The organism is Variovorax sp. TLI9-5A (assembly GCF_056867935.1).
This window is the reverse complement of sequence record NZ_CP200310.1, coordinates 1,620,394-1,631,912: the sequence shown is the minus strand read 5'-3', so window position 1 is coordinate 1,631,912 and position 11,519 is coordinate 1,620,394. Positions and strand designations below refer to the sequence as shown.

Genomic DNA, 11,519 nt, shown 5'->3' with positions numbered 1-11,519 from the left:
AAGCGGTCAGTTGGCCGGCGCGTCGGCAGGCGCGACCACCGGCGGCGCCACGAACGGCAGGCCGCGCTCTTCCGACAGCCACTGCAGCACCGGGAACGCGCCCGGCAGCACCGGCGTCACGTCCAGCGGCAGCTGCTGCCAGGCCATGCGCTGGCCTTCGCGCATCTCGAATTCGCCGCTCCAGGCCGTGACCTTGCACCAGTGCAGGCGCACCAGCGCATGCGGATAGTCGTGCTCCGTGACCTTCCAGACCTCGGCGCCGTCGATGGTGATGCCGAGTTCTTCCTGCAGCTCGCGACGCAACGCCTGCTCGACCGTCTCGCCCGCTTCGATCTTGCCGCCGGGAAACTCCCAGAAGCCCGCGTAGGCCTTGCCCTCGGGCCGCGTGGAAAGCAGCAGGGCATCGTCGGACAGACGGATCAGCACGCCGACCGCGACTTCCGTGTGCTTGCGGGGTTCGCTCACGCCTTGCTCCGCCCCGCGTAATCGCGCGCGAACTGATAGGCCACGCGGCCGCTGCGCGAGCCGCGCTCCAGCGCCCAAACGAGCGCCTCGGGCCGCGCCGCCGCGATGGCAGCCTCGTCCACGCCGAACGACGAGAGCCACTGCCCCACGATCGTCAGGTATTCGTTCTGGCTGAAGGGATAGAAGCTCACCCAGAGGCCGAAGCGCTCCGACAGCGAGATCTTTTCCTCGATCACCTCGCCGGGATGGACTTCGCCGTCCTCGGTGTGGGTGTACGAGAGGTTGTCCTTCATGTACTCGGGCAACAGGTGGCGCCGGTTGCTGGTCGCGTAGATCAGCACGTTGGGCGTCGAGGCCGCGATCGAGCCGTCGAGGATCGACTTCAGCGCCTTGTAGCCCGGCTCGCCCTCGTCGAAGCTCAGGTCGTCGCTGAACACGATGAATTTCTCGGGCCGCTGCGACACCACCTCGACGATGTCGGGCAGGTCGGTGAGCTCGGCCTTGTCCACCTCGATCAGACGCAGCCCCTGCGGTGCATAGGTCTGCAGGCAGGCGCGGATCAGCGACGACTTGCCCGTGCCGCGCGCTCCCGTCAGCAGCACGTTGTTGGCGGGCTTGCCTTCGACGAACTGCTGCGTGTTGCGCGCGATCTTTTCCTTCTGGACGTCGATTTCCTTCAGCGAGTCGAGCGACATCGCCGCCACGTGCTTCACCGGCTCGAGCACGCCGTGGCCCGAGCTGCGGCGGCGGTAGCGCCAGGCGATGGACGCGTTCCAGTCGGCAGGCGCGGCCAGCGGCTGCGGAAGGATCGATTCGATGCGGGTGATGAGCTGTTCGGCGCGTTCGATCAGCCGTTGGAACTGCTCGTTCATCTGCGCCCGCCCGGCCGCCCGCAGGGCGTAGAGCGCCCCCTCGGGGGGCAGCGACGACACGAAGTGCGGAGCGTGGGGGTCATCAGGATCTGTAGTCGGCGTTGATGGTCACGTATTCGTGGCTGAAGTCGCAGGTCCAAACCGTTTCGCTGGCGTTGCCGCGGCCCAGGCCGATGCGCACGGTGATCTCGCTCTGCTTCATCACGCGCTGGCCGTCTTCCTCGCGGTACGACGGATTGCGCCCGCCCTTGACGGCCACATGCACGTCGTCGAGGAACAGGTCGATGCCGGTCTGGTCGAGGTCGGCGATGCCGGCGTAGCCCACGGCCGCCAGGATGCGGCCCAGGTTCGGGTCGCTGGCGTAGAAGGCCGTCTTGACCAGCGGCGAATGCGCCACGGCATACGCCACCTGCCTGCACTCGGCAGCGTCGCGGCCGCCTTCGACCTGAATGGTGATGAACTTGGTCGCGCCTTCGCCGTCGCGCACGATGGCCTGCGCCAGCTGGCGCGCCACGTTCTGCATCGCTGCCACGAGCGCCTTGCCTTCGGCCGAATCGAGTGAGGTGATGGTGGCGTGCGCCGCCTTCTGCGTGGCGATGACCACGAACGAGTCGTTCGTCGAGGTGTCGCCGTCGATGGTCACGCGGTTGAACGAGGCGTCGGCCAGCAGCTTGGCCAGCGGCTGGATCAGCGAGGGATCGATCTTCGCGTCGGTCGCCAGGAAGCCCAGCATGGTCGCCATGTTCGGGCGGATCATGCCGGCGCCCTTGCTGATGCCTGTGATGGTGACGGTGGCGCCGCCGACCTGGACCTGCTGGCTGAACGCCTTGGGGATCGTGTCGGTGGTCATGATGCCTTCGGCCGCGCGCGCCCAGTTGTCCGCCTTTGCGTCGGCCAGCGCGGCCGGCAGGCCGGCTTCGATGCGATCCACGGGCAGCGGCTCCATGATCACGCCGGTGGAGAACGGCAGGATCTGCTCGGGCGAGATCTCCAGCTTGCGCGCCAGCGCGATGCAGGTGGAGCGCGTGCGCATCAGGCCGTCTTCGCCGGTGCCCGCGTTGGCGTTGCCGGTGTTGATGACCATCGCCCGGATGCCGTGGTTCGCGGCCAGGTGGTCGCGGCAGACCTGCACCGGCGCCGCGCAGAAGCGGTTCTGCGTGAACACGCCGCCGACGGCCGAACCCTCGTCGATCAGCACGACCGTCAGGTCCTTGCGATTGGCCTTGCGCACGCCCGCTTCGGCCACGCCGATGCGGACGCCGGGCACCGCGAACAAGGCGGCAGGATCAGGGGCTGACAGGTTCACGGGCATGGGGATTTCTCTCTGGATGAGTTGTTGCGAACGACGGCTTCAGCTCAGGTCAGCTTGCCGTGGCACTGCTTGTATTTCTTGCCGCTGCCGCAGGGGCACGGATCATTGCGGCCGACACGGGCGAAGGCCGCGGCTTCCGCGCTGAGCGTGCCCAGACCCGCAGCCGCGATGCGGCGCTGGCTTTCCTCGTCGACGCGGACCTCGACCTCGCCCGTCTCGGTCGGTGCCGAGTAGGTGATGTTCGAGACGTTCTCGCCGCGGCTCTCCATCGCTTCGGCGGCTTCCTCGAGCTGCTCGCTCGACTGCACGCGCACCGTCATGAGCTGGCGCGTGACTTCGTTCTTGACCGAATCCAGCAACTGGCCGAAGAGCTCGAAGGCTTCGCGCTTGTATTCCTGCTTGGGCTGCTTCTGCGCGTAGCCGCGCAGGTGGATGCCCTGGCGCAGGTAGTCGAGCGAAGCCAGGTGTTCGCGCCAGTGGGTGTCGATGCTCTGCAGCAGCACCATGCGCTCGAACTGGGTGAAGTTCTCCTGGCCGATCAGCGTGACCTTGGCGTCGAAGGTCTCGTTGGCGTTCTTGAGCACCTTCTCGACGATGTCCTCGTCGGCAATGGCCTCGGCAGCCTCGACTTCCTTCTTGAGCGGCATGTCGATGCCCCACTCGGTGAAGAGCGTCTTCTCGAGGCCTTCCAGGTCCCACTGCTCCTCGACCGATTCGCTCGGCACGTACTGGCGCACGAGGTCGGTGAAGCAGCCTTCGCGCAGGCCGGCGATCTGCGCCGTGAGGTCGCCAGCGTCGAGGATGTCGTTGCGCTGCTGGTAGATCACCTTGCGCTGGTCGTTCGACACGTCGTCGTACTCGAGCAGCTGCTTGCGGATGTCGAAGTTGCGCGCCTCGACCTTGCGCTGCGCGCTCTCGATGCTGCGCGTGACGATGCCGGCCTCGATGGCTTCGCCGTCGGGCATCTTCAGGCGGTCCATGATCGCCTTCACGCGGTCGCCCGCGAAGATGCGCATCAGCGGATCGTCCAGGCTCAGGTAGAAGCGCGAGGAGCCCGGGTCGCCCTGGCGGCCCGAGCGGCCGCGCAGCTGGTTGTCGATGCGGCGCGACTCGTGGCGCTCGGTGGCGATGATGCGCAGGCCGCCGAGCGACTTCACGAATTCGTGGTCCTTGGTCCACTCGGCGCGCACGTGCTCGATGTCGGCCTTCTTCGTGGCTTCGTCGCGGCCTTCGTCGTTCTCGATGGCCTCGATCATCTTCTCGATGTTGCCGCCCAGCACGATGTCGGTACCGCGGCCTGCCATGTTGGTCGCGATGGTGATCATCTTCGTGCGGCCGGCCTGCGCCACGATGTCGGCTTCGCGTGCGTGCTGCTTGGCGTTCAGCACCTGGTGCGGCAGGCCCGCCTGCGTCAGCAGGCCGTCGATGATTTCGGAGTTCTCGATGGACGACGTGCCCACCAGCACCGGCTGGCCGCGCTCGTAGCACTCGCGGATGTCCTGGATGGCAGCCTCGTACTTCTCGCGCGTCGTCTTGTAGACGCGGTCGAGCTGGTCCTCGCGCTTGCTGATGCGGTTGGGCGGGATGATGACGGTCTCGAGGCCGTAGATTTCCTGGAACTCGTAGGCCTCGGTGTCCGCCGTGCCGGTCATGCCGGCGAGCTTGGCGTACAGGCGGAAGTAGTTCTGGAAGGTGATGGAGGCCAGCGTCTGGTTCTCGGCCTGGATCTCCACGCCTTCCTTGGCTTCCACGGCCTGGTGCAGGCCGTCGCTCCAGCGGCGGCCCGTCATGAGGCGGCCGGTGAATTCGTCGACGATGACCACTTCGCCCTGCTGCACCACGTAATGCTGGTCGCGGTGATACAGGTGACGGGCGCGCAGCGCCGCGTTCAGGTGGTGCATCAGCGTGATGTTGGCCGGGTCGTAGAGCGACGCGCCCTCGGGCAGCAGCTTGAATTCGCCCAGGATGCGCTCGGCGTTCTCGTGGCCGTCTTCTGTCAGGAACACCTGGTGCGTCTTCTCGTCGACCGTGAAGTCGCCGGGCACCGTGACGCCCTCGCCCGTGCGCGGGTCGGCTTCGCCTTCCTGCTTCTTGAGCAGCGGTACCACCTTGTTGATGGCCAGATACAGGTCGGTGTGGTCCTCGGCCTGGCCGCTGATGATCAGCGGCGTGCGGGCCTCGTCGATCAGGATGGAGTCCACCTCGTCGACGATCGCGTAGTTCAGCCCGCGCTGCACCCGGTCGCCGGGCTCGTAGACCATGTTGTCGCGCAGGTAGTCGAAGCCGTATTCGTTGTTCGTGCCGTAGGTGATGTCGCTGCGATAGGCGGCCTGCTTTTCCTCGCGCGGCATCTGCGGCAGGTTGATGCCCACCGTCAGGCCGAGGAAGTTGTAGAGGCGGCCCATCCAGGTCGCGTCGCGGTTGGCGAGGTAGTCGTTCACCGTGACCACGTGCACGCCCTTGCCCGACAGTGCATTCAGGTACACCGGCAGCGTGGCGGTCAGCGTCTTGCCTTCGCCGGTGCGCATTTCGGAAATCTTGCCGTTGTGAAGCGCCATGCCGCCCAGCAGCTGGACATCGAAGTGGCGCATCTTCATGACGCGCTTGGAGCCTTCGCGCACCGTGGCAAAGGCTTCGGGCAGCAGGGCGTCCAGGGTTTCGCCCTTGGCGATGCGGTCCTTGAACTCCTGGGTCTTGGCGCGCAGCCCGTCGTCGCTGAGCTTCTCGAACTCGGGTTCGAGCGCATTGATGCGTTCCACCGTCTTGCGATACTGCTTGAGCAGCCGGTCGTTGCGACTGCCGAAAATCTGGGTCAGGAAGTTGGTTGCCATGGGTGGAGATGGGCGGGCGCCTGAGATACGGCAGGCACTTCGACCGGATTCCCTAAGATATGGTGAAAGCAGTTGGGCGCGCTTTCAATGAAAGCAAGCAGCCTTTTCCGGCGCGGACGCCGGCAAACCGGGCATTTTAGCTGTCTTGTTTCTAACCCCTGGATTACCGATGTATCGCCGACTTCCCCCCGCCATTTCACTGCAGGAAGCTGCGGAAGGCGCCCCTACGCTGGGCAGCCTGATGGCGCGCGCGCGCGACACCACGGAGCGGCTCAAGGCGGTGGAAGGACTGATCCCGCCAGCCATGCGCGCGGCCGTGCAGGCCGGGCCGGCCGAGGGCGACGTCTGGTGCATGCTGGTCAAGGGCAGCGCCGCCGCGGCCAAGCTGCGCCAGCTGGCGCCGATGCTGGTGACCCGGCTGAGGAACCGGGGCTGGGACGTGGCGACGATAAGGATCAAGGTGCACACGGGGCGCTGACGGCATCGGCCTGCATCGGTCGTTTTTGATTTTTTGTCTGGAGATAGATAATATTTCCAGATGACATCCTCCATCGCGCCCGCCGACGCCCGACTCCTGCTGCTCGACAAGAACCAGGTCGACGCCCTCCTTTCCCCCGCCGAAGTGCTCGAAGCGGTGCGCGAGGCCTTCGTGCTGCACAGCGAACGCGAGGGCCGCGTGTTCCCCGTCGTGCGCGAACCGCTCAGCACCGATGGCGTGTTCGGCATCAAGTCCGGCGACGTGCAGGCCCAGGGGCTGCTCGGCTTCAAGGCCGCCGGCTTCTGGCCGGCCAACCGACGGCGCGGCGGCGAGCCCCATCAGGCAACCATCGTGCTGATCGACCCGGCGACCGGCCGGCCGCTGTGCGTCATCGACGGCAACACGGTAACGACCGTGCGCACCGGCGCGGCCGGCGGGCTCGGCCTGCAGAAGCTCGCACGGGCCGACAGCACGCGGCTTTGCGTCTTCGGCACCGGCGTGCAGGCGCGCATCCAGCTCGACTTCGCGCTGCGCCTCATTCCCTCGCTGCGCGAGGTTCTCTATATAAGTGCGAGCAGCGAGCGCAATGCCGCCTTCGAAGCGCACTTCAGCGGCCGCTGCAACATCACGCCGGCCACCGACCGCAACGCCGCCGTGGCCCGCAGCGACATCGTGATCACTGCCACGCCGGGCGGCGGCGCGCTGTTCGATCTCGACGCGGTCCAGCCCGGCACGCATCTGAACTGCGTCGGCGCCGACACCCGCGGCAAGCGCGAGCTCCCCGAAGGCCTGCTGCCACGGGCGCGCCTGTTCGTCGACGATCAAACACAGGCTCGGCAGATCGGCGAAACGCAATGGGCACCCGATATGGCATGCGTCGAACTGGGCGATCTGCTGAGCGGCAGGGCGACCTTCGAGCGGGCCGCCGACGACATCACCGTCTTCGACATGACAGGCCTCGCACTGCAGGACCTGACCGTCGCGCGCCTGCTGCATGCGCGCGCCGCCGAGACCGGCACGGGCACGCGTATCGCCTGGCCCTGGTAGCGCCTCGCGCGGCTGCCACTCCGTGTTGAAAGCGTGAAGTTTTTAATGCGGAGAAAAGAACATTTCGGACGCTGTTGATAGGCATTTTTCGACAACTTTCGTCATCAATTGGACGCGAGCGGGTTTTCGCAGCCGAATCACTTGAAAAGGTGAATTCAAAAATGCGAAATCGTTCTCGTCTCAATTCAAAAAATCGCGCGCCATTCGGATTTCAATTCTTCGATGAATGCCATTAACTGGCATCGTTAGTCATTGTCCGATCCGACTCCCGATCGATACATTCCGCAACCCAAAAGGTCTTAGCGGAGTTTGGCAGTGCACCTCTCCGTGACGTTCATCACCGAATAAACAGAGAGGTTGAAATGATTTCCGCCGAGCCCCTCGGTTAGCGCCCGCTTCGCCGGCAGCGCACCCCGCTGTGCCCCCGCAAGCAGCCTTCGGTGAGGCCAGATTTCCCGCAACAGCCGGGATTTCAACTTCCCACCCAGCAAATCCTCGACAGCGCCGAATTCCATCTGGATTTCGGTCGCGCTGTCACGCGCATTGGTTCTGGAAATTAAATTTTTTGGTCATTTTTTAAAAATCTCATGAGCAATTCTTATCAAAACACTCCCGACAGCCGCTCAGGCTTCAAGCTGTCCGCCGTTGCCGCCGCAGCCCTCGCCATCGGACTGCAACTGGCACCCCTGGCTGCCAGCGCCTCGACCTACGCACCGAGCCATTGCAACAGCACGACCGGCGCAACCGTCGGACATGTGACCGTGGCCGGAACCAGCGACATGCCGGTCGATGGAAGCAGCACCCTTTCCAACGTCGCCGGCTGCAACTCGAGCGGCAACAACCAGGACGGCGTATCGGTGTATGGCAGCTACTCCCAGGGCACCGACGGCGGGGCTTCCGCCTTCGGGTTCTCCAGCACCGCCGGCAAGTGGGGCACCGCAGCCGGCCTCTCGAGCGATGCCTCCGGCACCGGGAGCACGGCGATCGGCTACGGCTCCAAGGCTCCGGGCCTGAACTCGACAGCACTCGGCTCGGCATCCACCGCGTCCGGCCAGGGCGCAGTAGCGATCGGCAGCGGCGCCGCCGCTAAGTACGACGGCAGTGCCGCCATCGGAGCAGGCAGCAGCACGGCCAACTCGCTCGCTGCGTTGCAGAACGATGCGGCCTACACACCGTCCGCAGGTGCGGCAATCTCCGGCGCGACGCCGTCCGGCGAAGTGTCGGTGGGGGCCAGCGGCAGTGAGCGCAGGCTCACCAACGTCGCGGCCGGCGGCGCCCCGACGGACGCCGTCAACGTCAGCCAGCTGTCGACGGCGACCGCCTCCTTGTCGACCAGCCTGGCCACGACGAAGGGCACCATCGCCAGCCTGTCCACGTCCACATCGACCGGCATCGGCAGCCTCTCGACCAGCCTGGGCACGACCAACAGCAATCTCCGCAGCCTGAGCACGTCGGTCAGCACGATCTACAACACGGGCACCAAGTATTTCCACACCAACTCGACGGCGGGCGACTCGGTGGCCACTGGCGACCGGGCCGTAGCGATCGGGCCCCAGTCGGAGGCCAGCGGCCCCAGCGCACTCGCCATCGGCAACGGCGCGAAGGCTGCCGCCAACAGTGCGATGGCGATGGGCTCCGGCGCCCATGCCACCGGCGTCAACGCGATCGCCATCGGCACAGGCGCGCTGGCCACGGGCTCGCAGGCCATCGGCGTCAGCTCCCGCGCGGGTGGCGGTGGCGCCGCGCTGGGCGACAACGCCGATGCCGGCGGCACCTCGCTGAGCCGGGTGCAGAACATCGTCAAGGGCACGGCCATCGGCTTCGGCGCAGTGGTGCAGCAAAGCGAAGGCGTGGCACTGGGCGCCGGCTCGGTGGCCTCCACCCCTGCCGGCGTGGCCGGCCATCTGCCGCGCAACGCCCCCGCGGAGCATCAGGCCGCAGTCAAGACGACGATCGGCACGCAGGCGGCTTTGTCGGTGGGCGATCCAGCCAGCGGCCGGTACCGCCAGATCACGGGCGTGGCCGCCGGCACGGCCGACAGCGACGCGACGAACGTGGCACAGCTCAAGGCCTCCGAAGCCGCCTCGCGGGCAAGCGGCGTGCAGTACGCGACCAACCCCGATGGCTCGGTCAACTACAGCCAGGCCGTGCTGGGCAACGGCCAGGCACCGGGCGGCACGCGCATTTCCAACGTGGCGCCAGGCGTGCTGCCCATGGACGCAGTCAACGTGAACCAGCTCAACCAGGTGCGCAGCCAGGTCGCCGAAGTGGCGCGCATCGCCTACACGGGCACGGCCATGGCCATGGCCATGTCGGGCACCTACCTGCCGACGCTGTCCGCCGGCGAGAAGACCGTCGGCGTCGGGGTGGGCAGCTACAAGGGCTACAGCGCCGTGGCGCTGACCTTCAAGGCGCTCGCCGGCGACGGAAAGATGTCGTGGGGCGCGGGTATTTCGACCACTGGCAAGGAATGGGGCGTGAACGCCGGCGTGGGCTGGAAGTGGAAATAAGGGTTCGGAGGAAATAGAGCCAAGCAGGGAGCGAGCCGGCAACGAATCGGCAAGCAAGTGGATGGCCCCCATGCCGAGCGGCGTGGGGGCCATTTTTTCAGCGGCTCGCTATGCGGCAGAAGCGTCCGCGAAGAGCCCGGTCATGAACTGCGTCGACTTGAGGCCGGTACCCGTCAGCAGCGCCACCGTCGTCTCCGTGCGTTGGATGTCGCCGCGCTGCGCCAGCACATCGATGGCCGCCGCGGCGGACGCGGAAGTGGGTTCGGCATACAGGCCGCAGGCCGCGAGCCGGCGCACCGCCGCCGCGATCTGCTCCTCGGCCAGCGCCACGGTCCTGCCGTTCGTCTCGCGCAACGCTTGCACGATTTCCGCCAGCCGCACCGGCCGCTTGATGGCCGTGCCTTCGGCGATGGTCGGCTGCACGGCGCGTTCCACTGGCGTGTCGACGCCCGCCGTGAAGCTCGCATCGATCGGCGAGCAGTTCAGCGGCTGCGCGACGAAGATGCGCGGCAGCTTCTTGATCTGCCCCGCCGCCAGCAGCTCCTTGAAGCCGATCCAGCAGCCGAGCACGTTGCTGCCCGCACCCGTCGGGATCACGACGTTGTCCGGCGCCACGAAGCCCAGGTCTTCCCACAGCTCGTAGGCCAGCGTCTTCGTACCCTGCAGGAAGAACGGATGCCAGTTGTGGCTCGCGTAGAAGATCGACTCCGACTGCCGCACCGCCTCGTATTCCGACTCCTCGCGCGGCCCGGGCACCAGCTGCACCTCGGCGCCGAAGGCGCGGATCTGCGCCACCTTCGGCGCGGGCGTGTAGCTGGGCGCGAGCACCTTCACCCGCATGCCGGCCGCCGCGCCCGCAGCGGCGATGGCCGCGCCGCCGTTGCCCGAGCTGTCTTCCAGCACCGCGTCGACGCCGATCTGGCGCAGGAAGGACATCATCACCGCCGCGCCACGGTCCTTGAAGCTGCAGGTCGGGTTGAACCACTCTAGCTTGAAGTGCGGCTCGAAGTCGCCCCAGCGCTTCTGCACCAGCGGCGTGCAGCCTTCGCCCATGCTCGCGGGCCTGTCGATGGCCACGGGCAGCGCCGCCCGGTAGCGCCACAGCGAGCGCGTGCGCAAATCGATGTCGTCGCGCCCGATGCCCGGCAGCGGCGTGACCAGCATCGGGTTGCCGTCGTCCGAACGCCAGCGGCGCTCGGACAGCTCGTGGTGCCTGCCGGTGCGGGGATCGACGTAGCGTGCGCGTTCTGTCATTCGTGGCTCCTGGATCAATCTGAACAGGACTGGATAATACATCCAATACTGTACTTTTCGTACAAATCAGATTGTTCGTCCAGAGCTGGATACATTTCCCTGTATGAAGAAGCCGAACAAGCAGCTGCTCGAGATGCTGAGCAACATGGCCGAGGGCCTGGGCCAGACCTTCGCGCCCTTCTGCGAAGTGGTGGTGCACGACCTGAGCAACCCCAGGAACGCGATCTACGCCATAGAAAACAGCCTCAGCGGCCGCGAGGTCGGCGAGTCGGTCACCGAGCTGGGCCTCGCGCGCATCCGCGACCCGGAGTTCCCGGCGGTGATCGCGAACTACGCCAACACCTTTCCCGACGGCCGCAAGGTCAAGAGCACCTCCATCGGCATCAAGGACGAGAGCGGCGAGTACGTGGCCGCGCTGTGCCTGAACGTCGACCTGACACTGTTCCAGAGCTTCCAGAGCGCGATCTCGCAGTTCACGCGCATCGAAGACAAGGAAGTGCACGAGCACCTGGAAGCCGGCGGCGGCGGCAACCACTCGGACCGCATCCACGCGCGCATCGACGAGTTCGCAGCCGCGCGCGCAACCACGCCGCGCTCGCTGAAGCCGGCCGATCGCAAGCAGCTGGTGCAGGAACTGAAGAAGGCCGGGATGCTGGAAGTCCGCCGCGGCGCCGAGATCGCAGCGGCGCACATGGGCGTGTCGCGCGCCACCGTCTACAGCGACGCGAAGTAGGGACAGGAGCGCCTGCC

At 66.4% G+C, this 11,519-nt stretch carries 9 protein-coding genes; 4 read left to right on the top strand and 5 right to left on the bottom strand.

Going from position 1 to position 11,519, the window contains the following annotated elements:
- Positions 1–6: 6 nt before the first annotated feature.
- The 4 genes from AC1VNX_RS07965 to secA form a co-directional block, all read right to left on the bottom strand.
- On the bottom strand, positions 7–465 hold the full coding sequence (locus tag AC1VNX_RS07965; protein ID WP_483156215.1) for an NUDIX domain-containing protein: 459 nt from the start codon (positions 463–465) through the stop codon (positions 7–9).
- Complete coding sequence (locus tag AC1VNX_RS07960; protein WP_483161901.1) at positions 462–1,337, bottom strand: ATP-binding protein; 876 nt, start codon at positions 1,335–1,337, stop codon at positions 462–464. The genes AC1VNX_RS07965 and AC1VNX_RS07960 overlap by 4 nt, the downstream gene beginning before the upstream one ends.
- Positions 1,338–1,419: 82 nt before the next feature.
- A complete protein-coding gene (gene argJ / locus AC1VNX_RS07955) occupies positions 1,420–2,649 on the bottom strand; it encodes a bifunctional glutamate N-acetyltransferase/amino-acid acetyltransferase ArgJ (protein ID WP_483156214.1) in 1,230 nt (409 codons plus the stop codon).
- A gap of 44 nt (positions 2,650–2,693) precedes the next feature.
- Positions 2,694–5,480 carry a preprotein translocase subunit SecA gene (gene secA / locus AC1VNX_RS07950; protein WP_483156213.1) on the bottom strand — a complete coding sequence of 929 codons (2,787 nt, stop codon included), beginning with the start codon at positions 5,478–5,480 and terminating at the stop codon, positions 2,694–2,696.
- Positions 5,481–5,649: 169 nt separating this feature from the next.
- Here secA and AC1VNX_RS07945 point away from each other — a divergent pair, with 169 nt between their 5' ends.
- The 3 genes from AC1VNX_RS07945 (at position 5,650) to AC1VNX_RS07935 (ending at position 9,515) form a co-directional block, all read left to right on the top strand.
- Complete coding sequence (locus AC1VNX_RS07945; protein WP_483156212.1) at positions 5,650–5,958, top strand: hypothetical protein; 309 nt, start codon at positions 5,650–5,652, stop codon at positions 5,956–5,958.
- Positions 5,959–6,018: 60 nt separating this feature from the next.
- Positions 6,019–7,005 (top strand): ornithine cyclodeaminase family protein, encoded by a 987-nt coding sequence (locus AC1VNX_RS07940; RefSeq protein WP_483156211.1) that lies wholly within the window; start codon positions 6,019–6,021, stop codon positions 7,003–7,005.
- Positions 7,006–7,592: 587 nt separating this feature from the next.
- Entirely contained in the window at positions 7,593–9,515 is a 1,923-nt protein-coding gene (locus AC1VNX_RS07935) for a YadA family autotransporter adhesin (RefSeq protein ID WP_483156210.1), read from the top strand.
- A gap of 108 nt (positions 9,516–9,623) precedes the next feature.
- Here the strand turns inward: AC1VNX_RS07935 and AC1VNX_RS07930 are convergent, their stop codons facing one another.
- Complete coding sequence (locus AC1VNX_RS07930) at positions 9,624–10,769, bottom strand: threonine synthase (protein ID WP_483156209.1); 1,146 nt, start codon at positions 10,767–10,769, stop codon at positions 9,624–9,626.
- Positions 10,770–10,872: 103 nt separating this feature from the next.
- Between AC1VNX_RS07930 and AC1VNX_RS07925 the strand changes: the two genes are divergently transcribed.
- Complete coding sequence (locus AC1VNX_RS07925; RefSeq protein ID WP_483156208.1) at positions 10,873–11,502, top strand: helix-turn-helix transcriptional regulator; 630 nt, start codon at positions 10,873–10,875, stop codon at positions 11,500–11,502.
- The last annotated feature ends 17 nt before the right edge of the window (positions 11,503–11,519 follow it).

Bases quoted from the DNA above. Each gene is read 5' to 3' on its own strand.
- AC1VNX_RS07960 (WP_483161901.1), bottom strand. From the start codon at position 1,337: ATGAACGAGCAGTTCCAACGGCTGATCGAACGCGCCGAACAGCTCATC.
- argJ (WP_483156214.1), bottom strand. From the start codon at position 2,649: ATGCCCGTGAACCTGTCAGCCCCTGATCCTGCCGCCTTGTTCGCGGTG.
- secA (WP_483156213.1), bottom strand. From the start codon at position 5,480: ATGGCAACCAACTTCCTGACCCAGATTTTCGGCAGTCGCAACGACCGG.
- AC1VNX_RS07945 (WP_483156212.1), top strand. From the start codon at position 5,650: ATGTATCGCCGACTTCCCCCCGCCATTTCACTGCAGGAAGCTGCGGAA.
- AC1VNX_RS07940 (WP_483156211.1), top strand. From the start codon at position 6,019: ATGACATCCTCCATCGCGCCCGCCGACGCCCGACTCCTGCTGCTCGAC.
- AC1VNX_RS07935 (WP_483156210.1), top strand. From the start codon at position 7,593: ATGAGCAATTCTTATCAAAACACTCCCGACAGCCGCTCAGGCTTCAAG.
- AC1VNX_RS07930 (WP_483156209.1), bottom strand. From the start codon at position 10,769: ATGACAGAACGCGCACGCTACGTCGATCCCCGCACCGGCAGGCACCAC.
- AC1VNX_RS07925 (WP_483156208.1), top strand. From the start codon at position 10,873: ATGAAGAAGCCGAACAAGCAGCTGCTCGAGATGCTGAGCAACATGGCC.